Source organism: Vibrio sp. E150_018, from assembly GCF_053544035.1.
This window is the reverse complement of record NZ_JBHGNY010000001.1, coordinates 466318-488443: the sequence shown is the minus strand read 5'-3', so window position 1 is coordinate 488443 and position 22126 is coordinate 466318. Positions and strand designations below refer to the sequence as shown.

Below are 22126 nucleotides of genomic sequence, written 5' to 3'. Positions count from 1 at the left end.
ACTCCTATAGAGAATCGAAATAATCACGAATGTGTTGTGTTTCGTGATAGCCCTTTTTTAATTTTGGCTGCTCATTATTTTGAGGCTTTTCTGCAGCAGATACTTGCGTTGAAATACCGGTTGCCACTACACCACCTACAACCGCGGCAGTCGTGATTCCCTTGAGTAAATCTCGTCGACTTTTGTTGACGCTCTCTTTATCTAGAGATGTTGTCGTTTTCATACATTGCTCCTTACAATACCAACCGCATGAATTCGCTGATCATTCTTGCTTGCTAAAACTCTCGATAACTGCGTTATAAATTTTGATTGTAGGGAAACTACTTATCGAAAATTGATGCCTTGTTCTCAAGATTTTTTCTACGCAATTTCTGCTCATCTAACTCATTTGATTGGTATAACCGTGTATCCGGTTATCGGAAACCATTGTTAAATAAGCAATTTGATGAATAGATTCACCGAATCGCTTATGGCGCAGATTTAAATTGCTTGCAATAGCAATTAAGGTCCATGGTTGAACCTGAAAACTCCCCCAAGCCTTTCTTCTTGAGGGAACTTTATTCTTATTGCAGATGAGTTATTTCGCTTGACGATGATTTTTCGCTATATCGTACCTGTTCAATTAAGCCAAAGTGGCGTAGTACCCGTGAAACCGGTAAGTAAAACTGAGCCGATTTAGCCTTCTCAATTTCATTACAAAATGAAATAAACCACGGGCGAATATGAGCATTAAAAAACTGTTGCTGAGAATCGAATTCCTCAAACTGCATCATAGACATCACTTCTAACAGCGCCGAAATACTGTCTTCTGGCTCGCGAATATCTTCTTGTCTTTCAAAGCCAAAACGTTTGAGATCTTGGCGAATCGCAACCAATGGTTTTTCCATTAAGGTGCCCGCAATGTGCCATGAACTAAATGGCACTACTTCACCGCAGCCAATACCAATAAATAAGTCTTGGTACTCCTCAGCAACCTGTTGTGTTGTCGTTACCATGGCGGTTTCTTTTAACTTAAACCAAGCGTTAGTCATTGCGTGCTGTTCACAAGGTTCAACTTCTAGTTCACTTAACCATTGCAGAACTTCTGATGATGGCGCTTCACGGAATAAGCACGCCAGTAAGCCATAAATTTCCGCCGTCACCTGTTCTTGTTCATCAATAAGGTCTTGCTGAGCAATATTTTTATTCGACTGTGACATAGTTAAATATCCAATTGTTTTACAGGGTTAGCGGTAAGATCTGAGAACAAATCACGCACGCGGCAATCTTCACACATCGCAATACGGCGCAGTTTCTCTTCACTAGCAAAATGAGAGTGACCGCGTAACTTATCTTGCAGCATTTCGATCATTGAAGCGGGAGCAAATGGTTTACCACAACTTAAACAATGCGCCGCTGGCTCTTGATGCAGTGTCATATCTTGTGTGCGCTGCTGCTTATTCCAGTTAAATCTAGGCTCTAAGCTAATGACTTTTTCTGGGCAGGCGCTTTCACATAATCCACATTGAACACAGTTTTGCTCGGTAAATAACAACGCCGGACTATCACCTTTGGCATGTAAGGCTCGCGTTGGACAAACCGACACACAGCTCATACATAAAGTGCAGTTATCAGAATCACAACTCACGCTACCAAAAGGCGCACCATTCGGTACTGGCGCAATATTATTGGTCACAAGGTTGGTATCTGGAGTGTAGTGTTCGGCGAGTAAATCTAAAGCATTGAACAAACGATCACGCTTCATGCCTGATTGAATATTGCTTGTGGTAATTGCCAGCGGTTGCTGAATTAATGTCGAGGCGCTGTGGCGTAAATCTTCCATGTAAAGAATATCGATACGTTGCTTTTCTAGCCCTAGTTGAACCAGTAAGGTTTGCGCAATTTCAACCTCGGTTTCTAATACACGAATAATGGTCGCGGGCATGTGTCTACTCGCCGCAAACATCACCTGACAGGCACCATGAACCAGCGCACTAAACCAAGTATCAATTCCGACACTTGGCAACTCATCTAAAGTAATCGGAATGACGTTGTCAGGTAGCGTACCTAGCATCATTAGGTTGTATTTCTCATGACGTTCACTGCAAAACATCACGATTGGCGTTTCCCCACCTTCTGCAAAGTACTTGGCTAGCACGCGCTCAATAAAGGTTTGAGTTTCTGTCGGCTCCGGCAGTGCGTAACTGATGGCTTCAGTGGGGCAAGATGTCGCACAAGTACCAACGCCTTGACACAAATAAGGATTAATTTCGATTTTATGGCCAGTTTGTTCGCTACCTTGGCTGGTTAATGCTCCAGCTGGACAAGCATCAATACAACGAGTACACCCTTTCACACCTCGTGAACTATGAGCGCATAATTCAGTGTTCAAACGAAAAAATTTCGGCTTATCAAAGGTGCCGATAAGATCTGGAATGGTTTCTAGCGATTCATCAAGTGTTGGGTAACCACGACCGCTTGGGTAGTAACCCGGAACCGGCACTTCTTCCGTCATGATGCCATCAGAGGTGAGATCTAAAACCACATCGAAATGATCTTCACCAGTCACAACCCGCGCTAAATTATGCGACGAACCAGAGCGAGTAATACGAACGTCAAAGTGACCAAGAAAACCAGAAATCGTCACTTGTTGAGAATAGAAACACTGAGTAGAAGGAATGACTGTTGAGGTTTGAGTTTCAGCACCAACCATTAAAGCCGTCACCGAGTTCATCGCATCAAAATGACCAAATACCGCTTCCACTTCTTGCAGTTTTCCAACAATCAGTAGATTGCCACGAGACTCGTAGCTCACGGTGGGTGGGATCAAGTTTTTTAGCTCGATTGTATTTAACAACGCGAATGAACGAGCTTTACCGTTAGCGCTCGATTGTTGCCCTAAAAATGATGTTAACATTGCTCTTCTTCTTATTTTGAAGTTCTAATTTTTTGTAGTATTTCAAATCGATTTAATCATCGAGCGCTAGTGTCACTGATAATAACCTTTTTAAAGATATGGTTAAGTTATAATGTGATGAAAACGCTAAATTTTTGAATTAGAGCCCTTTTTAATGACTGGAAGGAGAATCGATATTAATATGGGAGCACAAATATTAACTAAATAAAGACTTATTCCAGTGTGGGTATTATAAGTCTTATCATCCTGACTTTTGATTACCCTCATCTATCGCCACTTTAGCTCGCACGCTTTCTTCTGTTTCAAAAGAATCTTGATCATCTTGTTTTAATTCTGGTTTTTCAGCTTCAACGTGAGTGACTTCTAATTCTTCATCTTCTTCGAACACTTCTTCGACACGCTTGTGCCAACTGCGCAAAGTATCTGCGACATCTTTAGGTAGGCTTTTTACTTTGGTGTAATCCATGTTGTAGCTATCAAGCGGATCGATGCCGGAAAACTCATCAGAATGAAATAGCGCGCGAAGTTTCTGCTGTTTTTCTTGTTTTGAAAAACCATCAGCAAAGACATGACCGATAGTCGTCAGTGGTAACTCTTGAGTAGCTTGTTCTTCACTTTCAGCATTTTTAGAAGCCAGCTCTTTTGGCTGCTGATTAGTGGCGTTCAAATTTGCATCGGTCGAATTTAGTGCATCATCTGACTGCGCTGTGAGTGGCGCGTCTAGCTGCTGTCTTTCTTCCAAGGTTTCTTCTAAGCTTTCATTCTTTTTGGTTAACCAACGCTGAAATCGATTAGTTGCCATTTGAACGCCCCGCGCCTTGACGCTTTTTCTTACGAACTTCTAATAACTCACCGTGTCTACCGATAAAGGCTTCCATCCAAGCTTGAATCGGTAATGGCATATCAATGGATAACACCAAGTAATCGGTATCCATGTAACAAGCAATTGCCGCCTGTGAGGCGGTTAAGTGTGAAATTTTAGGTGCAGAATTGGTGTCTAAAAATGCTAATGCAAGAAACAGTTTCGGTTGCTTTGAGCTAAGGTTAAAACGGTAATCAGTACGCTCATCTTTATACAATTCGAGTAGTTGTAAGTACGGATGAGGCTCAGTAGTATCAGGCGTTAGATCGATGCCTTGCCATTGCCAAGATTCCGTTTCCCAGCGACCAACATGTTTGATTTGCTTTTCTAATAGACAGAGAACTGGCCAGCTGTGAGTTGTTTTTTTCATCAAAATTGAAACCCTTTTTCTACGTGCACGGATTTTGTTCTACGATAACGTAACAATGTTTGACATAAATCATTAAACTTACTAATAATAGGGTAATTCACCCATTTATGGGTAGTCGCTAAGCGAATTAATTGGTTTATTATTGATTTTAAGCGTATTTTTTGCTGCCAGAATTCCCCCATTCCAGTAAGAAGAGCCTCAAACTCTCAAGGAGCTCATGTGTCTGAATACCCAAGTATCATCAAAAGCGGTTCTACACCTGTTCAAACGGAAACCGTAGAAGTATTCGATGAGTATGGCGAAAGACTCACTAAAGAAATCGCCTGTGAGCGTCCTCTTACTGTGTTATTAAATTGGAAAGAAATCGTCACCTTGATGACATTAGGTTCTCGTCCTGAATCCTTGGTACTCGGGTATTTAAAAAACCAAGGTTTCCTGCATGATCCAAAAGCAATTGAATCCGTTATTATCGATTGGGAAACGCAAAGTGCTGCGATTGTCACCAATGAAAATACCGACCATTTAGATAAAGCATTAGAGAAAAAGACCGTTACGTCTGGCTGCGGTCAAGGCACCATGTATGGCAACGTAATGGCGCAACTAGAAAACTATCAAGTCCCACAAGTTGTCCTTAAACAATCTGATATTTACACCACACTTGAAGCGTTAACTCATTTTAATGAAACCTACAAAAAAGCCGGAGCCGTTCATGGTTGTGCGGTATGTCGTGGCAGCGAAATCTTATCCTTTGTGGAAGATGTTGGTCGCCATAATGCGGTGGATACTTTGGCCGGCGAAATGTGGCTAAAACAAGAAGCAGGTGACGATAAGATCTTCTACACCACGGGTCGCTTAACCTCTGAAATGGTGATTAAAGTCGCGCAAATGGGCATTCCTACATTGTTGTCTCGCTCTGGTGTGACTCAAATGGGGCTCGACCTTGCTAAACAATTTGGTATTACCACAATTGCTCGCGCTAAAGGGTTACGCTTTCAAGTGTTTTCTGGAGCAGACAAAATTGAATTTGATGTCAAAGGAAACCAGTCGGACTAATTAATCTACTCAGCTTTCCTTTGGTTCAAACAAATGGCCTTTTATTGGGCCGTCATTAATAAAATTGGTCTAACCATTAACAATAAGATGGAATTTCTATGAAAATGCGCTTTTGGGCAACTGCCCTGCTTTGCTTAGCTACTCTCGTTCCAACCGCTAATGCACAAGATGCAAAAACGATTCGTCTGGCAACGACAACCAGTACCTACCATTCAGGTCTTTTAGACTACCTACTGCCTAAATTTAAAAGTGAAACTGGTTACACCATTGATGTGATTGCAGTGGGTACAGGTAAAGCTTTAAAAATGGGCGAAAATGGTGACGTTGATTTGGTAATGACTCACGCGCCGGGCGCAGAAGCAGAATTCATCAATAAAGGTTTTGGTGTCGAACCTCATCACTTAATGTATAACGACTTTATGATTGTTGGTCCTAAAAACGATCCTGCGGGCATCAAAGATGAAAAGTCAGCCGCTAAAGCATTAAAAACGCTAGCTGACAAAAACATTACTTTTGTTTCTCGTGGTGATGATTCAGGTACCGATAAAAAAGAAAAAGCAATCTGGAAACAAGATAACATTCAACCTAGCTTCTCTGCTTACCGTTCCGTCGGTCAAGGTATGGGCCCAACATTGAACATGGCATCTGAGCTTCAAGGTTATACGCTAACTGACCGTGGAACTTGGATTGCTTATGAAAGTAAACTTGATCTAGAAATCATGGTAGAAGATGATAAAGCGCTATTCAACCCATATCAAGTTATCTTGGTGAATCCTGATCGCTATAACGGATTAAACACTAAAGGTGCGCGTGATTTCAGTAACTGGTTAATCTCTAAACATGGTCAACAACTGATTAATAATTACCAGTTACAAGGTCAGAAATTATTTACCGCAAGTTACGACGGTAAATAAGCCAGTTAAATTGTTGAGAGAAAAGAATGCAGATCTGGCAAACGACACTTGATGCACTTCAGTTATTAGTCAGCTTTGATGCCGACTTATGGAAAGTCGTGTCTGTGTCTTTTTCGGTTTCAATTAGTGCCATCCTATTGGTTTTAATACCAGCATTACTATGCGCGTTTATTTTGGCCTATTGTGAATTCCCCGGGCGCTGGATGCTGCTTTCTTTTGTTCATACATTACAAGCCGTTCCAACGGTTGTGATCGGCTTACTTTTGTATATGACGTTATCGCGCGCAGGCCCATTAGGGGATTGGCAAATGCTATTTACCCAAAAGGCGATGATCTTAGGGCAGATATTGATTAGCTTCCCTATCCTAGTTTCGTTGATGTATGGCGCATTTCAAAACAGCGATAAACGCTCAATTGAAACCTCTTATACGCTAGGAGTTAGTCGTGTACGTATTTTAATGACTTTGCTGTGGGAAACACGCTTTCCTTTATTTGCTGCGGTTGTGGCGGGTTTTTCTCGGATCATCACCGAAGTCGGTTGTTCTATGATGGTGGGTGGTAATATTCTCAATTCAACTCGCAACATTCCGACGGCAATTGCGCTAGAGAGCCAGAAAGGCGCGTTTGCTCAAGGGGTCGCACTAGGCATGGTTCTTTTGTTACTTGCCTTAGTGATGAACTTTATTTTAACGTCTGCCAAGGGTCAGGGGCATTTACGGGTTTAGTTTTCTAAACTTTTCCTCGTAAGCACTATACACAATGGAATAAGCCATGCTGTCACTACACGTGTCTAATCTATCAATGCAATTTAAGGATAAGGTTCTATTCCATATCCCTAAGCTGCAACTTGCTCCCAATGAAGCAGTGTATTTATGTGGCGATAATGGCGTAGGCAAAACCACATTATTAAAAATATTATCCGGTCTTATCGAACCCACTTCCGGCAATTTAAGTCATTCCCAGTCTTGGTTATCACGTTGGTTTAACCCGAATAAACACGGCATTGTGTATTTACATCAGTCTCCTTACCTATTTGATGATACTGTTTATCAGAATGTTTTATATGCCATCAAATTTGCCAAACTGTCTCGCCAAGAAAAACGAACTCAAGTGATCACTGCATTACGAAAAGTGGGTCTTGAAACCCTTGCCAATGAACATGTATCGGTATTATCTGGCGGAGAAAAACAACGCATAGCCATGGCTCGAGCCTGGATCACTAAACCGGCTATTCTTTTAATGGATGAACCCAGTTCTAGTCTTGATCTTGAATCTATTTCACGCCTAACCTTGTTAGCCAAAGAGCTATTAGAAATTGGTTCAAGTTTAGTTATTACTAGCCATCAACAAAATGAACTGACTCAACTATGTTCAAAGCAATGGTGGATAAAAAATCATACTTTGGTTGAATCGCCGTTATTACAAATAATTCAAGATTCAGCCAAACCTGAACAACGACATCAAACCACGGTGCGATAGAAAATGATGCTAAAACCTCAACAAATCGATTGGGTGATCCTCGCTGGAGGCCAAGGCTCTCGCATGGGAGGCATGGACAAAGGGTTAGTTGAACTCAATGGTAAGCCACTGATTGAATATGTGATTGAAGCATTGCAACCCCAAATGTCGAGTATCACGATTAACGCTAATCGTAGTCATGATATTTATCAGCAATACGCTCCTGTAATCGCTGATCGCTTCACTGACTTCCCTGGCCCACTAGGTGGTATTCATGCTGGGCTTAGTCGCCTAGGTGAAAATCAACAAGGTGAAAACCTATGGGTCGGTTTTGTGCCTTGCGATAGTCCGAATATTCCTAACAATCTCGCGCAAACTTTTTGTGATGCGTGGCATGAAGATGCAGATATTTTAGTGGCTCATGATGGCGAATTTTATCAACCGGTATTTACCCTATTTCACCGTCGCGTCGTTGAAAAACTGCATGCTTTTTTAGAACGTGGTGAACGTAAAATCATTCTATTTTATGATGAGTGCAATACGGTCAAGGTTGATTTTTCGAATGCAAAAGACACATTCATCAACTTAAATACGCCAGAACAGCTCAAGACGTTTTCTCAACGCTAATTTATACCCAAGTGAATTCTGCATCTTGAAGTTACTTGGGTATATCTCATCAAATCAAATATAACGAGAAGGTTTTTCTATGACTTCATTTCCGATTCCAGTGCTTGGCTTTGCGGCATACAGCGGCACAGGCAAAACTACCCTACTTGAAGCCTTGCTACCTAAGCTCACTGCAAAAGGTTTACGAATTGGTGTATTCAAACATGCTCACCATGATTTTGATATTGACCAACCGGGAAAAGACAGCCATAGATTAAGAAAAGCTGGCGCAACACAAATGTTGATTGCTTCACGTAACCGCCATGCCTTAATGACAGAGACACCAGAAAAAGAAGCCAATTTTTTCAAATTACTTGAACAGTTTGATCTCGAAAGTCTCGATTTTATCCTAGTCGAAGGCTGTAAAAATCTATCTTTCCCTAAAATAGAGCTACACCGGGAAGTCGTCGGTAAACCTTGGCTACATCCTCATGATGACAACATTTTTGCTATCGCTTCCGATAGTGTTGAGATTCAAACTTCCCTACCACATGTTGATATCAACGATCTCGATGCGATTTGTGAATTAGTAGAAAACTTTGTACTCGATAACAACCTAACCAAACCTTCAACTGCCGCTTCTTGCGATACATTATCCCCTGCTTTTTTGTCGGTTGAACAAGGTTTAGATAAGATTTTAAGTATCCTAAAGCAACCTAAAACCACAGAACAACAGTCTCTATTCAAAGCTCGTTTAAATGTAATAGGCGAAGATATAATTTCACCAATTAATGTCCCGGCTTATTGCAACTCGGCGATGGATGGTTACGCGCTACGTGGACAGGATATTCTCGATGGCATGACTTCTTTTGACGTTGTTACTGAGATTTTAGCTGGAAGTGGCTACGCCAATAAAATTCAAACTGGCCAAGCCGCCAAGATCATGACAGGTGCACCAATGCCACAAGGTGCTGATACAGTGATCATGCGTGAGCAAAGTCAGTTAAGCGAAAACAGTACACCAAAAATTGTAAAATTTACCGTCGATAATAATGAATTTAAAGTCGGTCAAAATGTACGTCAAGCCGGTGAAGATCTTGCTCAAAATAGCGTTGTCTTTAACCAAGGCACACGTATTACTTCTCCAGAACTTGGCATGTTAGCGTCTTTAGGGATTAATCATATTCCTGTCTACCCTCAACTAAAAGTCGCGGTATTTTCAACTGGCGATGAAGTGCAAGCGCCGGGAGAGACATTAAACGATCACTGCATTTATGATTCGAACCGCTTTACCGTTATAGCGCAACTTGAACGACTAGGTTGTGATGTGATTGATTTAGGCATCATTGAAGATAACGAATCTGCGCTAGAATCCACCTTACTCGAAGCCTCTATACAAGCCGATGCGATCATTTCATCCGGTGGGGTTTCAGTTGGGGATGCCGACTTTATCAAAACCGTACTCGATAAAATCGGTCAGATTAATTTCTGGCGAATCAATATGCGCCCAGGCCGCCCTTTAGCTTTTGGTCAGATAAATGAGACGCCATTTTTTGGCCTACCGGGCAATCCGGTTGCGGTTATGGTGTCATTTTTAGCCTTTGTTGAGCCAGCTCTTCGCCTTATGCAAGGTGAGCAAAATTGGCAGCCTATGAAGTTAAAAGCAGAGACCGAAAGCAAAGTATTTTCACGCTTAGGTAGAACCGAATTTACCCGTGGAATTTACCATTTAGATGACTTCGGGCAACTAAAAGTGCGCACCACCGGTAAACAAGGCTCTGGCATTTTACGTTCAATGAGTGAAGCTAATTGCATCATTGAAATCCCACCACATGTAGAGTTTGCTAAAGAAGGTGAAATGGTCACTATTTTGCCTTTAGAGGGACGTTTATAAGCTCAATATAGACCTAATAATTCCTCAAGAGTCAGAACTCTATTACTGTCTCTTGAGGTTATCTTTAATACGATATGACTAAAAAAACGACACTCAGCCCATAAAGTCGTCAAACAGTCACAAAGCATTGATTTTCTGCTTGCAACCACCACATTGCATGGTTAATATCTCCTGCGTTCAAGACTGAATCAAACATGATTCCAGTAAGAATATTTTGAAATGTGCGTCCGTAGCTCAGTTGGTTAGAGTACCGCCTTGACATGGCGGGGGTCGGTGATTCGAGTTCACTCGGACGCACCATCTCAAAGTGTTTTCACACTGATATATTTGGGTCCGTAGCTCAGTTGGTTAGAGTACTACCTTGACATGGTAGGGGTCGGCGATTCGAGTTCGCCCGGACCCACCAAATATAAACAAAGCCTGCTTATAATGAGCAGGCTTTGTTGTTTCTAGCATAACTACATCCCTTACTATCCACTCTATTTCTACCTTTTGTTCATTCTTCATTATGAGCGCGAATAATTTCATCACTTACCCACTGTAATAGTTGCTTAATCGCTTTCGACAAAACCTGATTCTGACGTACTACATACCCTAAACTAGTGGTTGGGAAATCAGGCAGCGGTGTCACGATAGATTTAAGATTCGTTTTTGATGACACAGAAAACGCTGGCACAATCGCCACTCCAAAACCCGCTTCTGCCCAATCAATTTGAGCATCAACACTCCCTACTTCCATTATTCGGTAATTTGAAAGCTTTAATGTAGGTAGAGCTTCGTCAATCAAATCTCGTGTTCGGGTATCATGGCCTAAAAGAATGAGGGTCGGCTCATTATCAACTACATTTGACGATTCTGCTTTAGATAATTGAGCCTTCTGCTGCCACTGTTGAAGGTTATGCCCTAGTGCACACCATTCTATCTGCTGCAATTCAGTAAAATGTAATGGTTGACTTTGCTTTTGAGCAATCACAAACCCAAGATCTGCTTCGGCATTCTTAACCAATTCTGAAGCTTGTGATGAAGTGGTGTTTAACAAAGTAAAATCAATTCCTGGATATTCTGTTTTAAACAATTGAAATGGCTCAATCAACAATAATCGCGAAATAATATCACTGGCAGCAATGGTCAAGGTTCCGCGATGTAAATCATTAATCGCATTTAGATCCGCTTGACAGATTTGTAACTCTAATAAGGTACGTTGACTACTGTCGAGTAACCGTTGCCCTGCTTGGGTTAAATGAAATGGGTTGCGATCGATTAGCTTAACATTTGTGGCTTGTTCTAATTGCTTTAAATGCAAACTGACATTCGGTTGAGTCATATGCAATGCTGTTGCAGCCTTACCAAAGTGCTTATATTCTGCCAAAGTAACAAAAGTTTTTAACCAATTAATGTCTAACATAATCTCATCCCGTTTTTGCCACTTCAGCCAATACTATATGAATTTCTTATCAAGACAATAATTATAATTAATTTCTCTTATTTGGTCGGTGGGCATAGCATGATGCCTTAACCAATTAGGAGAACATTATTATGCCGTCTATTGTTGTTGTGGGTGCAAACTGGGGTGATGAAGGTAAAGGCCGCATCGTTGATTTTTTAGCAGATGAAGCCGCTGCCAGCATTCGTTTTCAAGGTGGAAATAATGCCGGTCATACCGTGGTAAACGATCATGGCACCTTTAAGTTACACCAGCTACCAAGCGGTATATTTAATCCTAGTTGTATTGCGGTATTAGGTCCTGGCATGGTGATTAGTCCTGCTGCGCTAAGTGAAGAAATTTCTGAAGTTAAAGCAGCAGGCGTAGAAGTGAAACTGTGTATTTCAGATCGTGCGACCTTATGTTTACCTTTACACGCATTGGAAGACACCTTAGAAGAACAGCGCTTAGGTGATGCGGCTTATGGTTCCACTCGCCAAGGTATTGCGCCAGCTTATGGCGACCGCGTAATGAAAAAAGGCATTCTAGTAGGATGGTTGAATCAACCTGAAGTTTTGCAAGAGCGCATTCAATTCATGTTGGATTGGAAAATGCCACAACTTAAAGCGCTTTATCCTAGTTGTGACTTTTCTCAAACCGCCAGTGAAATGACTGAATGGTTACTTGAGGTTACTGCGTCATGGCGTCCATTTATTTGCAACGTCACCGAACCGCTTAAAGCGCTACAAGCTAAAGATGCCAACCTATTGTTTGAAGCACAACTTGGTGCAGGCCGTGATTTAGTTTATGGCGAATACCCATACACGACTTCATCAAATGTTACCGCAGCTTATGCTGGTATTGGTAGTGGCTTGCCTGCACTGCGTCCTGAGCGTGTTATTGCAGTGGCTAAATCATTCAGCTCATCGGTAGGTACTGGTACTCTGGTAACGGCAATGGAAGAGCAAGATAATTTCCGCGAAAGTGCCAATGAATATGGCGCAGTCACCGGTCGTCCACGTGATATGGGTTACTTTGATGCCGTCGCCACACGCAACGGTGTTGAACTGCAAGCGGCGACTGAGATAGCCCTAACCAAGATTGATTGTCTATCAGGCATGCAGGATCTTAAAATCTGTGTCGCCTACGCCGGTGACTACTCTGAAAATCCGATCTGGCCGCAAACGGCTGCATTAAGCCCTGTGTATGAAAATATGCAAGGTTGGAATGAGGACATCACAGGTTGTCGCAGCTTTGCTGACTTACCAAAAGCCGCACAAGATTATGTTATTCGAATTGAAGAACTGATGGGTGTACCAGTGAGTATGGTTTCCGTTGGTCCAGAGCGAAATCAAATGATAATCCGTGGTTAACCTACAAATTCACCTTCTAACGCAAACGCCAAGAACTTGGCGTTTGCGTCATTTTCATAAATAATTATTTTATCTCTAAGTTTCATCCACAAATAAATAATTGCTTTTTCCTGAATGCTTAACTTTGTACATAGCTTGATCGGCCTGTATAACCAGTTCTTTCGAATCATGGCTACTATCTGGATACAGAGAAATACCGATACTTGCCGTAACCGTTAATAAATTGTTATTCACATCCACTGGCTCAGCTATTGTATCAATCATTCTTTGAGCAACCATTGAAATAACTTCCTGATTAACCGCATCTCTAATTAAGATTAAAAATTCATCCCCTCCAATTCTCGATACTATGTCTTTATCTCGTACGCAGTCACTTAAACGAGTTGATATTACCTTTAATAGTTCATCTCCAGCATCATGACCAAAAGAATCATTAACCGCCTTAAACCCATCAAGATCGATAAATAACACCGCAACTATACCACCGCTTTGTTTAGAATATTTGATGGCATCATTCAAGCATTCCATAACCTTGGTTCGGGTTGGTAGCCCGGTCAGAGCATCGTGATTGGCTATATAATGGATACGTTGTTTCGCTTTTTTAATATCAGTAATATCTTCCTTAACAGCAACATAATGAGTCACGTTGCCGGTTGCTTTTACCATTGGAGCAATTGAAACCAGCTCCCAGAATTGCTCACCATTTTTCTTTTTACTGTATAACTGTCCACGCCAGGTTTGCCCACCTTCTAAACATTGTAAAACTTCAGGAATATCAGAGACCCAAACCTCTTTAGAATGTAGAAGATCAATACTCTCGCCGACAAGCTCTTCTTTGTTATAGCCGGTTTTTTTTAGTAATTCAGGGTTAACATATTCAATAATCCATTCACTATTAACAATCATTATCGAAGAAGCCGACTTCTCGACTGCTAATAAGTAAGATTGAAGTCTAGATTCCAAGATAAAATACGTTTGCAAAACCAGAGTAATAGCAAGGCCACTAATAATAAAAATACTACTCAGATACAATAATGTTTCCGCTGTACCCCCTTCTAGTGGCGCTTTACCATTAGGCGCGAGCATTTCCATTACGCCACGCATAATATGAAAAAATGCAAACAATCCGAAGAGAATGGCAATTGGGTAGCTAGATTTTCTTCTGATCTTGTTCTGATCAGTTAATAATGTAATTACAATAGCAACTGAAATCATTCCAACAAAAAAGGAATATAATATAGTTCGAATTGTTAAGTTCGGGTCAATATAAAAGAAGTAATAAAATAAAGATGCCGTTAAACATGTGATAGCAACATCATAAAATATAAAGGATTTTCTCTCAGTAAAAATACGTAATCCATGAAAAATTAGCTGCATACCTAACACAATAATCGTATTAACCACGACCACTGAAAAAAAAATGTCAATATATCCACGTAAAACTGATGATATACACCCGACGCCAATCAACAGTATACCCAAAGCCCAATGTCCAACTCCGGTGGATTTAGGTCTTAGCCACCATAAAATCGTTAACACAATAGCAGCGCCAATTGTGATCAAACTGACAGCAACAAGTAGGGTTCTATTATCTAAAAGTGTCATAGTGATCCCATATACAAGAAGGTTAAGCTGGATATTTTAAGGGCGCTATCTTACCTGCTTTCAATCATTTCAAAAACAAATTAATTTCAACTCACCCATTAGAATGAATAATGTGTCCTTTGTGAAACCTACAACGTAACACTCTGAAAAATAAAACTTTAATCATCCCATTATAATAGAGGGAGTATATTATTTTTTACATCTTCCGTAATAATCCTCCACTTATTTCTCATATATCTAAATATATTTAGTTATAAAACCTCTCAATCAATCAGTAAAAACCTTTTAATTTAAAATAGTTTAACGCTATATAATATCCATATATAAGTTGTAAAGGCTGCAATGAAAGCTAGTAATAGTATTAATTATTAAAATATCGTCTTTTATTAGAATATTGAACAGCTAGCATATTTACTTTACATATACAAAAACAACACTAAGTGTGATCATTGTCACGCAACAAGATCGTTTTTTGTTACATTTTAGGAGGATCTTTACAAAGTTCTGCTAATCTCCGATTCACTTTGCAAGTTGTACAAAGTATTCATATGGAGATCAGTTCATGACGAACGACAACAACAAAACAAAACGCTCACTTACGAGCAAAATTCTATTCGGCATGTTTGCCGGTATTCTATGTGGATTTTTAATTCGCACATTCCTATCTGGCAATGAATTCATTGATGCATATATCGTCAATGGTCTATTCGATGTCGGTGGGAAAATCTTTATTGCTAGCTTAAAAATGCTAGTTATTCCTCTTGTCTTTGTTTCTCTAGTTTGTGGTACGAGTTCATTAAAAGACATCACTACTCTAGGTCGCCTAGGTGGTAAGACTCTTGCTTTTTATATTACGACAACCGCAGTGGCAATTACGCTAGCATTAATAATGGGTATCTTCTTCCAACCAGGCTCTGGTGCTGATCTAACCTCAGCGGCATCATTTAGTACTGCAGAAGCACCATCATTAGGTCAAGTGATTGTTAACATGTTCCCGAGTAACCCAATGGCGGCAATGTCTCAAGGTAATACTCTACAAGTTATCGTATTTGCTGTGTTATTCGGTATTGCGATTAGCCTTGCTGGTGAAGCCGGCCAACGCGTAAGTAACTTCTTCAACGACGTTAATGCCGTCATCATGAAGCTAGTCACTATTTTGATGGAAGTTGCCCCTTACGGTATTTTCTTCTTAATGGGAAAACTGTTTACAGGACTTGGTTTAGAAGCGATAGGTAACCTAGCCGCTTACTTCTTAGTTCTAGTTGGTGCTTTACTTATTCACGCATTTGTTACTTATAGCGTGCTGCTGAAAGTGCTTTCTGGTCTAAACCCAGTTGTATTTTGGAAGAAGATGAAAGATGCAATTATGTTTGCATTCTCAACCGCCTCTTCTAATGCAACGATTCCAGTGACCATGGAAACGGCAACACATCGTTTAGGCGTAAGCAATAAAATCGCTTCGTTCACGGTCCCTCTTGGTGCGACCATCAATATGGATGGTACTGCGATCATGCAAGGTGTAGCGACCGCCTTTATTGCACAAGCATTTAATGTGGATTTAACCCTTGGTGATTATGTCACTGTTATCTTAACGGCAACGTTAGCTTCAGTGGGTACAGCAGGTGTTCCGGGTGTTGGTCTGATCATGCTAGCAATGGTTCTAAATCAAGTTGGTTTACCACTAGAAGGTATTGCACTTATCATGGGTGTTGACCGCTTACTTGACATGATCCGTACTGCAGTTAACATTACTGGTGATAGTGTTGTAACTTGTATCGTTGCTAAATCTGAAAATGAAATGAACGTTGATACGTTCAACGATCCTAAAGCTGGTGAAATTGAACTAGGTTTACGAACTAAAGCTTAATCTTTCATCTGATTAATAACCCTTAACCGTTATCATGTAGATAAACTCGGTTAAGGGTTTTTTCATTTTAAAGTTCCACATTACCAACAGATTCGCGTATCGAGTGATGCTAATCTGATCACTTGCCCTCTATCACGGTATGTTCTTAATGACTCAAGAATCAAAAGCAACCATCATTTTAATTTTGACCACCATATTTGCCGGACTCGGTTGGATCTTTTCCAAGCAAGCGATTATGGGTCTTCCTCCCTTTGCTTTCATTGGAACTCGATTTGTCTGTGCCTCTATATTTTTACTGCCTTTTTGTTATAAGCAACTTATCGCTTTAACACGAGCACAATTAATCAATGCTACCAGTGTCGGAATATTAATGTCCTGCGCATTGCTTACGTGGGTAACCGCTATTTCTGTTACTGATACCTTGGCAGAAGGTGCCTTCATTTCAAGCCTTGCCATGTTATTTGCACCACTTGTGGGCTGGGCTCTTTTTAAACAAAAACCCATCCGCATGTTTTGGATTTCTTTGCCATTCGCGGTGTTAGGATTAGGCTTTTTATCTTTGTCTAACGGTTATCAACATTCCCCTAGCCAAATTTGGTTTTTAATATCTGCTGTCTTATTGGCCTTTCACTTCAATTTTAATGCTAAATACGCCCAAAGCGTTCCAAGTTTGGCGTTAGCTTGTATTCAACTTTTTGTAGTCGGCACAGTGGGAACCATCGCTTCACTTTTACTAGAGCAATGGCCAGATCAAATCACCAATGAAACATGGATGTGGGTAGTATTAAGTACCGTTCTCGCCACCAGCTTACGTTATGTAATGCAAACCATGGGACAAAAACTCACCACATCAGGCAATGCAGCCATCATTATGATTTTAGAACCAGTATGGGCGAGTTCATTAAGTGTGGTGTTTTATGGCGATGATATGCCAGTAGGAAAAGTGATTGGTTGCGCGCTGATTCTATGGTCGCTATTCGTTTACCGCGGTGGCGCTAAATTATTAGAAAGACGACAACAAACGCTGCCGCCTGAATCCAATAAAGAATAGTGACTGTATCTAGGGTCTGTTGACCTTTCGTGGCTAAATTTTGTTCGAGATAAAAGCGTTTTAGGCGAGGCAAGTCGATTGTAACCTAGTCTTTAATTATTTAATCGCTTGGGCATAAAAATGGTGGACGGGACCTGCTCCTTTCCCCACATTAAGCTCATCTGCATGAGTCAATGCATTCGATAAATACTGCTTCGCATGCCCAATCGCTTCTGTTAGGTCAAAGCCTTGCGCTAAATAGGAAGCAATCGCAGAAGAAAGTGTACACCCTGTTCCGTGAGTATTTTTTGTCGCAATGCGCTGATGCGTGTAGACCGCGGTTTGATTTCGTTGAATAAGCCAATCTCGGCTTTCCTCACCTTTCAAGTGCCCACCTTTTAATAAAATATCGACCTTATGCAATTCTGAGTGAGCTTTTAACTTCTCTATAAAACCTTCAATTTCACTCTCTGATTTTGGTTCAGGCTCCCCAATCAATAACCCAGCTTCAGGCAAATTTGGGGTGATTAAGTCTACTAACGGAATGAGCTTTTTTTTCAGTGTTTGAATTGCAACTGGTTGGATTAATGGGTCTCCACTAGTGGCTACCATGACGGGATCTAACACTACATTCTTTAAGTTATAGTGCGTTAGTTTTTCAGCGATTACTTCAATCACATCACTATCATTAAGCATACCGATCTTTACCGCAGAGACATTAATATCTGAAAAAATAGAATCTAATTGCTGACCAATAAATTCAGCTGAAACCGGAAAGATGGCATCTACGCCTTGAGTATTTTGCGCAGTGAGTGCAGTAATAACGGAACAAGCAAAACACCCTGTTGCAGAAATCGCTTTAATATCAGCTTGAATACCGGCTCCACCACCAGAGTCAGATCCTGCGATAGTCAATACATTAGAAATACACGAAGTGTTTGGCGATGGGAAAGTTGATTGAGGCATATATTACTTCCTTTTAGCGCACAGAAGTAATACACATGTAGAGATGAAATTAGAATGCTCGACACGTTGGTATTAGTTCCCTACGCTGATGTTAATCAGATCAGGTTCAACGGGTCTCACTTAAGTGATCTCAGCCTACTGGCTCCCCGACTAATATGCTTAGAGCATGGCGGTTTATCGTTTAAACTATCCATACACTAAAGATTGGCTTCAATGTAGAGTTAACTCATCAAATTGTAAAGCTATTCACTCAAAACTAGTGATCTTGTTCTTATATGAAATTTTACTTACATAGATACTGTCTAATGATACATAGCTAACATATTAATCACTGTAACCCCACGAGACCAAACCATGTCGGAACTATTGATGTCACAACAATCACTGATTCGTATTAGCGTATTTACTCTAGTGTTGGTGACCATGGCGGTTTGGGAAATCAAACGGCCGAAAAAATACCTCAGCCAACCTAAGCTCTACCGTTGGGCCAATAACTTAGGTTTGGTGTTTTTTAATAGCTTTCTACTACCTTTCACTCTGCCATTTCTCGCAGTCGGTTTTGCCTACCTAATGCAGAACAACCACGTAGGCTTGTTTCATTGGCTCAATATTCCTGCATGGTTAAACCTAGTATGCGGGTTGCTCTTGTTAGATATGGTGATTTATTGGCAGCATCGTCTATTTCATAAGATCCCGCTGCTTTGGCGTTTACATCGTGTCCATCATGCCGATCAAGATATCGATGTCACTACCGGCTCACGCTTTCATTTCATCGAGATTTGGCTTTCAATGCTGATTAAACTCGCGACGATTGCCGCACTTGGGATTTCGCCTCTAGCTGTATTTATATTCGAAGTACTACTGAACGCCAGTGCGATGTTCAACCACAGCAATATCGCCTTATCTCATCGCATTGATGATCGATTAAGAAAGTGGATTGTCACACCAGATATGCACCGTGTTCACCATTCTATTCATCGCAATGAAACCGATAGCAACTACGGGTTTTGTTTATCCGTTTGGGATCGTTGGTTTGATAGTTATATTATCCAACCGAAAGATGGCCATGAAAAAATGACAATTGGGATTAACCTATTCCGCTCAGCTAAGGAGCAGTCACTACTCAAAATGTTGTCACAACCGTTTAGAAATAAATAACGCAGGCGACTGAACCTGCGTTAATGACTCGCTGAAGGTTTGGAAACTAAAAGAACTTCAGCCAGCGCAACAAGATAAATTCCAATACAAACGTCACACCTAGCCCTGCGCAAAAAATAAAGAATGACAATGGATTATCAACACCGGGGATCCCACCAACATTGATGCCTAATAAACCGGTTAAGAAACTGACCGGTAGAAATATCGCAGCAATCACAGTAAACAAGTAGGTATTACGGTTCATCTTCTCGGCTTGTTCTTGCTCGATGTCCGCTTTGATCAACTGAATCTGTTCAATATAAAAATCAATCGATTCATTAATTCGAATCACGGTATCCAATGCGTTACGCATTTTCAGTTCGACCTCTTCCATTTCTGGGTGGCCAACTTCTAAGAAATCATCGTGGGCGTAACGTTGAGGTTTCATAAAGCGACGAAGCTTTAATAGACGTTTATGAATAACATGTAGGTCACTGTTTGTACCGTCACCTTCTTCAATTTCAAATAACTGCTCTTCTACCTCATTCAAGAAGCCGGCGATGTTTTGATTTAAACCTTCGATAATCGATAATAATAAACGAGCGGTACTTTTCGGCCCTTTTTGTTCACCTAGTGCATTGCGAATACTGGTAATAGCTTTAGAAGATATTTTACGGGTTGAGATTAACGTGCCTTTATGCCAAAGAATGCGCACACTCAGCATGTCATCTGGCATTGCGCCTTCATTTAAATTCACACCACGCATGATAAGTAGAAACGATTGATCGTCGAAAAGCTCAAAGCGTGGGCGCGTGTCATCAGCAAGCAGGCTATCTACCACACCCGATTCAAACTCATTGTCTAGCAACCATTCACGTAATGCTCCGGCTTCACGCTGACAATGATACCAATGGTTCTCTTGCAGCATATCTATCGGCTCTTTAGGTTCAACCAATTGCGCTGGCTGGGTAGAAAAATCCCACTGTTCAATCAAAAAGCTATGTGACATATTGCCTGCTCTCACTTTTCTATTTATTTCATGTTATTAACGCAGAGGTTACATTAGGCTGCAAGAACTAGATATGCTTAATGCTGGTTAGGTGTGAAATTATCACAACCCATAGAGTAAACGTGTAAGAGATTTATTAATGAAGAAACTGATTATTCGCAAAATAAAAATAGGCATGTTGTTTGTGATCCCTTTAGTGATCGCCAGCTGGGTCGTTAACGCAGTGGTTCGCTTTATGGATAAAACTGCTGGCTACTTTTTACCAGAACAACTGCATGAAAAGTTAAGTGACATTTGGGGATTTGGACTGTTTGCTGCTTTAATTTTGATGTTTATTTTCGGCATTATTTTTGATGGTAATTTACAGCAGCGTTTTTACACTTGGTTATCAGAAAAAACTATTAACCGTATTCCTGGCTTCGGCATCATTCATAACTCTACCAAGCAAATTATGGAAGCGTTAACCTCAGAAGAATCGCCTTTCAAAAAGCCTGCGTTCAGCCGCTCTTGGTCTGGTCCCAATTCAAAAGAAATCGTATTTGATCTTGGTCCAACCTGGATGATCCCAAATCAAAGTGGTGAGATGTTTTTAGGCCCAGATGGCAAATTCTACCCAGTGCCAGAAGAAGGGTACCGTGTGGTATTCGTACCTCAAGCGATTAACTTGTCGAATGGTTATGTGCGGTTTGAAAAAGAAGAAGATTTGATTTACGTACCTCACCTTGCCGTTGAGCAATTAACCGCAACATTGGTTTCATGTGGCTTAACCTTGCCGAAAAAGCCCGATAATGCACTAGGGAAAGTTTTAAAAAATGAACAAGAAATGCAACAAGCATTAAAGGAATGGAAAGAGAAGCAAGCTCAGAGTCCAGTGAAGTGAGTTAATCATAAAAGCAATAGTGCACGCCTTTAACTTAGACGTGCACTATTTAATCAATAAACTGCTTATTGAAATGCAGGACGCTCCGATACCTTACTGTACCAAGCTTTAATATTCGGATAGCTATCAAGCACTTTGATCTCCAACGCTTTCTCGCACACAAAACCAACGAAAAGAAACCCTGTGATATCCACAATGCTAAAACGCTCACCCGCAATATATGGATTCTTAGATAACTGCATATCTAATTTAGGTAGAAACTCTTCTACGCGTAACTTTGCCTCATTACCCCAGGCTTCAATGCAACGTTCACGGTCACCATAAACACCAGATAAATTACGGAAGGCTTGAAAGCCCATATGTAAGCCATCAAGTTCTACAATACGCTGCCACATTTCCACCAAGCCCTTTTCAGCCGGAGTGGTGCCAAACAATGAAGTATCATTTTGATGTTCAGCAAAAAAACGACAAATTGCGATGGTTTCACTGATACAAGTACCGTCATCAAGCTCCAACATTGGCACTTTGCCATTGACACTTTTTTCTTGATATTCCGGCGTTAAATTCTCTCCTTCACGAACATTAAGTTGAACACGGTCAACCTCTACTCCTAATTCCTTCAAGAAGATCCCAACACGGCGTGAGCTTGGATTGGCAGCAAATTCATATATTTTCATTATTAACTTCCTTTTCTGAACGTTCGTTTAGTTATAACTTAGCGAATAACTAAACGAACAGTCAACAATTTCTTTAACGTCGTTTAGATTCTTGCTACATTCGTAA

Annotated in this window: 21 protein-coding genes, 2 tRNA genes and 1 riboswitch; of the genes, 13 read left to right on the top strand and 10 right to left on the bottom strand. The window is 40.8% G+C overall.

What is annotated here, in order from left to right; translation table 11 throughout:
• Nucleotides 1–4 precede the first annotated feature (4 nt).
• From ACE3G9_RS02280 to ACE3G9_RS02260, 5 genes are all read right to left on the bottom strand, one after another.
• The gene (locus ACE3G9_RS02280; RefSeq protein WP_449218368.1) at nucleotides 5–223 is read right to left on the bottom strand and encodes a twin-arginine translocation signal domain-containing protein; all 219 of its coding nucleotides are present in this window, start codon (nucleotides 221–223) and stop codon (nucleotides 5–7) included.
• Nucleotides 224–563: 340 nt separating this feature from the next.
• The gene (locus ACE3G9_RS02275; protein WP_449218367.1) at nucleotides 564–1199 is read right to left on the bottom strand and encodes a TorD/DmsD family molecular chaperone; all 636 of its coding nucleotides are present in this window, start codon (nucleotides 1197–1199) and stop codon (nucleotides 564–566) included.
• A gap of 2 nt (nucleotides 1200–1201) precedes the next feature.
• Nucleotides 1202–2896, bottom strand: a complete 1695-nt coding sequence (locus ACE3G9_RS02270; RefSeq protein ID WP_449218366.1) for a 4Fe-4S dicluster domain-containing protein — start codon at nucleotides 2894–2896, stop codon at nucleotides 1202–1204.
• A 241-nt stretch (nucleotides 2897–3137) separates the two neighbouring features.
• On the bottom strand, nucleotides 3138–3698 hold the full coding sequence (locus ACE3G9_RS02265) for a DUF3306 domain-containing protein (RefSeq protein ID WP_449218365.1): 561 nt from the start codon (nucleotides 3696–3698) through the stop codon (nucleotides 3138–3140).
• The gene (locus tag ACE3G9_RS02260) at nucleotides 3688–4128 is read right to left on the bottom strand and encodes a DUF3305 domain-containing protein (protein ID WP_417881209.1); all 441 of its coding nucleotides are present in this window, start codon (nucleotides 4126–4128) and stop codon (nucleotides 3688–3690) included. Before ACE3G9_RS02260 ends, ACE3G9_RS02265 begins: the two co-directional genes overlap by 11 nt.
• Nucleotides 4129–4347: 219 nt before the next feature.
• Here ACE3G9_RS02260 and ACE3G9_RS02255 point away from each other — a divergent pair, with 219 nt between their 5' ends.
• The 8 genes from ACE3G9_RS02255 (at nucleotide 4348) to ACE3G9_RS02220 (ending at nucleotide 10459) form a co-directional block, all read left to right on the top strand.
• Nucleotides 4348–5181: a formate dehydrogenase accessory sulfurtransferase FdhD gene (locus ACE3G9_RS02255; RefSeq protein ID WP_449218364.1), complete on the top strand. Its 834-nt coding sequence runs from the start codon at nucleotides 4348–4350 to the stop codon at nucleotides 5179–5181.
• A 98-nt stretch (nucleotides 5182–5279) separates the two neighbouring features.
• Nucleotides 5280–6095 carry a substrate-binding domain-containing protein gene (locus ACE3G9_RS02250; RefSeq protein ID WP_449218363.1) on the top strand — a complete coding sequence of 272 codons (816 nt, stop codon included), beginning with the start codon at nucleotides 5280–5282 and terminating at the stop codon, nucleotides 6093–6095.
• A gap of 26 nt (nucleotides 6096–6121) precedes the next feature.
• Nucleotides 6122–6820: an ABC transporter permease gene (locus ACE3G9_RS02245; protein ID WP_417881212.1), complete on the top strand. Its 699-nt coding sequence runs from the start codon at nucleotides 6122–6124 to the stop codon at nucleotides 6818–6820.
• 46 nt (nucleotides 6821–6866) lie between these two features.
• Nucleotides 6867–7574, top strand: a complete 708-nt coding sequence (locus ACE3G9_RS02240) for an energy-coupling factor ABC transporter ATP-binding protein (protein WP_449218362.1) — start codon at nucleotides 6867–6869, stop codon at nucleotides 7572–7574.
• Nucleotides 7575–7580: 6 nt separating this feature from the next.
• Nucleotides 7581–8180: a molybdenum cofactor guanylyltransferase MobA gene (mobA, locus tag ACE3G9_RS02235; RefSeq protein WP_417881235.1), complete on the top strand. Its 600-nt coding sequence runs from the start codon at nucleotides 7581–7583 to the stop codon at nucleotides 8178–8180.
• A 79-nt stretch (nucleotides 8181–8259) separates the two neighbouring features.
• Nucleotides 8260–10053, top strand: coding sequence for a bifunctional molybdopterin-guanine dinucleotide biosynthesis adaptor protein MobB/molybdopterin molybdotransferase MoeA (locus ACE3G9_RS02230; RefSeq protein ID WP_449218361.1), 1794 nt, complete (start codon nucleotides 8260–8262; stop codon nucleotides 10051–10053).
• 223 nt (nucleotides 10054–10276) lie between these two features.
• Nucleotides 10277–10353 (top strand) — tRNA-Val (locus tag ACE3G9_RS02225).
• 29 nt (nucleotides 10354–10382) lie between these two features.
• A tRNA-Val gene (locus tag ACE3G9_RS02220) sits at nucleotides 10383–10459 on the top strand.
• Between the two features lie 90 nt (nucleotides 10460–10549).
• Here ACE3G9_RS02220 and ACE3G9_RS02215 read toward each other — a convergent pair.
• Nucleotides 10550–11458 (bottom strand): LysR family transcriptional regulator, encoded by a 909-nt coding sequence (locus tag ACE3G9_RS02215; protein WP_449218360.1) that lies wholly within the window; start codon nucleotides 11456–11458, stop codon nucleotides 10550–10552.
• Between the two features lie 131 nt (nucleotides 11459–11589).
• Here ACE3G9_RS02215 and ACE3G9_RS02210 point away from each other — a divergent pair, with 131 nt between their 5' ends.
• The gene (locus ACE3G9_RS02210; protein ID WP_417881217.1) at nucleotides 11590–12849 is read left to right on the top strand and encodes an adenylosuccinate synthase; all 1260 of its coding nucleotides are present in this window, start codon (nucleotides 11590–11592) and stop codon (nucleotides 12847–12849) included.
• Between the two features lie 75 nt (nucleotides 12850–12924).
• Here the strand turns inward: ACE3G9_RS02210 and ACE3G9_RS02205 are convergent, their stop codons facing one another.
• Nucleotides 12925–14454 carry a diguanylate cyclase domain-containing protein gene (locus ACE3G9_RS02205; protein WP_417881218.1) on the bottom strand — a complete coding sequence of 510 codons (1530 nt, stop codon included), beginning with the start codon at nucleotides 14452–14454 and terminating at the stop codon, nucleotides 12925–12927.
• A gap of 562 nt (nucleotides 14455–15016) precedes the next feature.
• Between ACE3G9_RS02205 and ACE3G9_RS02200 the strand changes: the two genes are divergently transcribed.
• Both ACE3G9_RS02200 and ACE3G9_RS02195 read left to right on the top strand, forming a co-directional pair.
• On the top strand, nucleotides 15017–16321 hold the full coding sequence (locus tag ACE3G9_RS02200; RefSeq protein ID WP_417881219.1) for a dicarboxylate/amino acid:cation symporter: 1305 nt from the start codon (nucleotides 15017–15019) through the stop codon (nucleotides 16319–16321).
• A 148-nt stretch (nucleotides 16322–16469) separates the two neighbouring features.
• The gene (locus ACE3G9_RS02195) at nucleotides 16470–17372 is read left to right on the top strand and encodes a DMT family transporter (protein ID WP_417881220.1); all 903 of its coding nucleotides are present in this window, start codon (nucleotides 16470–16472) and stop codon (nucleotides 17370–17372) included.
• Nucleotides 17373–17468: 96 nt separating this feature from the next.
• Here the strand turns inward: ACE3G9_RS02195 and thiD are convergent, their stop codons facing one another.
• A complete protein-coding gene (thiD, locus tag ACE3G9_RS02190) occupies nucleotides 17469–18317 on the bottom strand; it encodes a bifunctional hydroxymethylpyrimidine kinase/phosphomethylpyrimidine kinase (RefSeq protein WP_449218359.1) in 849 nt (282 codons plus the stop codon).
• A 60-nt stretch (nucleotides 18318–18377) separates the two neighbouring features.
• A riboswitch (TPP riboswitch) is annotated at nucleotides 18378–18476 on the bottom strand.
• Nucleotides 18477–18686: 210 nt separating this feature from the next.
• Here thiD and ACE3G9_RS02185 point away from each other — a divergent pair.
• A complete protein-coding gene (locus tag ACE3G9_RS02185) occupies nucleotides 18687–19475 on the top strand; it encodes a sterol desaturase family protein (protein WP_417881236.1) in 789 nt (262 codons plus the stop codon).
• A gap of 46 nt (nucleotides 19476–19521) precedes the next feature.
• On the opposite strand, the gene ACE3G9_RS02180 is transcribed toward ACE3G9_RS02185, so the two are convergent.
• The gene (locus ACE3G9_RS02180; protein ID WP_417881222.1) at nucleotides 19522–20463 is read right to left on the bottom strand and encodes a zinc transporter ZntB; all 942 of its coding nucleotides are present in this window, start codon (nucleotides 20461–20463) and stop codon (nucleotides 19522–19524) included.
• A gap of 139 nt (nucleotides 20464–20602) precedes the next feature.
• Here ACE3G9_RS02180 and ACE3G9_RS02175 point away from each other — a divergent pair, with 139 nt between their 5' ends.
• The gene (locus ACE3G9_RS02175; RefSeq protein ID WP_417881223.1) at nucleotides 20603–21343 is read left to right on the top strand and encodes a DUF502 domain-containing protein; all 741 of its coding nucleotides are present in this window, start codon (nucleotides 20603–20605) and stop codon (nucleotides 21341–21343) included.
• Between the two features lie 65 nt (nucleotides 21344–21408).
• Here the strand turns inward: ACE3G9_RS02175 and ACE3G9_RS02170 are convergent, their stop codons facing one another.
• Nucleotides 21409–22020, bottom strand: coding sequence for a glutathione S-transferase family protein (locus tag ACE3G9_RS02170; protein WP_449218358.1), 612 nt, complete (start codon nucleotides 22018–22020; stop codon nucleotides 21409–21411).
• Between the last annotated feature and the right edge of the window lie 106 nt (nucleotides 22021–22126).

What these genes read in the sequence shown, in the direction of transcription:
- ACE3G9_RS02180 (WP_417881222.1), bottom strand. Translation starts at nt 20,463, where the DNA reads ATGTCACATAGCTTTTTGATTGAACAGTGGGATTTTTCTACCCAGCCA.
- ACE3G9_RS02275 (WP_449218367.1), bottom strand. Translation starts at nt 1,199, where the DNA reads ATGTCACAGTCGAATAAAAATATTGCTCAGCAAGACCTTATTGATGAA.
- ACE3G9_RS02240 (WP_449218362.1), top strand. Translation starts at nt 6,867, where the DNA reads ATGCTGTCACTACACGTGTCTAATCTATCAATGCAATTTAAGGATAAG.
- ACE3G9_RS02245 (WP_417881212.1), top strand. Translation starts at nt 6,122, where the DNA reads ATGCAGATCTGGCAAACGACACTTGATGCACTTCAGTTATTAGTCAGC.
- ACE3G9_RS02175 (WP_417881223.1), top strand. Translation starts at nt 20,603, where the DNA reads ATGAAGAAACTGATTATTCGCAAAATAAAAATAGGCATGTTGTTTGTG.
- ACE3G9_RS02210 (WP_417881217.1), top strand. Translation starts at nt 11,590, where the DNA reads ATGCCGTCTATTGTTGTTGTGGGTGCAAACTGGGGTGATGAAGGTAAA.
- thiD (WP_449218359.1), bottom strand. Translation starts at nt 18,317, where the DNA reads ATGCCTCAATCAACTTTCCCATCGCCAAACACTTCGTGTATTTCTAAT.
- ACE3G9_RS02170 (WP_449218358.1), bottom strand. Translation starts at nt 22,020, where the DNA reads ATGAAAATATATGAATTTGCTGCCAATCCAAGCTCACGCCGTGTTGGG.
- ACE3G9_RS02215 (WP_449218360.1), bottom strand. Translation starts at nt 11,458, where the DNA reads ATGTTAGACATTAATTGGTTAAAAACTTTTGTTACTTTGGCAGAATAT.
- ACE3G9_RS02185 (WP_417881236.1), top strand. Translation starts at nt 18,687, where the DNA reads ATGTCACAACAATCACTGATTCGTATTAGCGTATTTACTCTAGTGTTG.
- ACE3G9_RS02250 (WP_449218363.1), top strand. Translation starts at nt 5,280, where the DNA reads ATGAAAATGCGCTTTTGGGCAACTGCCCTGCTTTGCTTAGCTACTCTC.
- ACE3G9_RS02265 (WP_449218365.1), bottom strand. Translation starts at nt 3,698, where the DNA reads ATGGCAACTAATCGATTTCAGCGTTGGTTAACCAAAAAGAATGAAAGC.
- ACE3G9_RS02195 (WP_417881220.1), top strand. Translation starts at nt 16,470, where the DNA reads ATGACTCAAGAATCAAAAGCAACCATCATTTTAATTTTGACCACCATA.
- ACE3G9_RS02270 (WP_449218366.1), bottom strand. Translation starts at nt 2,896, where the DNA reads ATGTTAACATCATTTTTAGGGCAACAATCGAGCGCTAACGGTAAAGCT.
- ACE3G9_RS02205 (WP_417881218.1), bottom strand. Translation starts at nt 14,454, where the DNA reads ATGACACTTTTAGATAATAGAACCCTACTTGTTGCTGTCAGTTTGATC.
- mobA (WP_417881235.1), top strand. Translation starts at nt 7,581, where the DNA reads ATGCTAAAACCTCAACAAATCGATTGGGTGATCCTCGCTGGAGGCCAA.
- ACE3G9_RS02260 (WP_417881209.1), bottom strand. Translation starts at nt 4,128, where the DNA reads ATGAAAAAAACAACTCACAGCTGGCCAGTTCTCTGTCTATTAGAAAAG.
- ACE3G9_RS02280 (WP_449218368.1), bottom strand. Translation starts at nt 223, where the DNA reads ATGAAAACGACAACATCTCTAGATAAAGAGAGCGTCAACAAAAGTCGA.
- ACE3G9_RS02230 (WP_449218361.1), top strand. Translation starts at nt 8,260, where the DNA reads ATGACTTCATTTCCGATTCCAGTGCTTGGCTTTGCGGCATACAGCGGC.
- ACE3G9_RS02200 (WP_417881219.1), top strand. Translation starts at nt 15,017, where the DNA reads ATGACGAACGACAACAACAAAACAAAACGCTCACTTACGAGCAAAATT.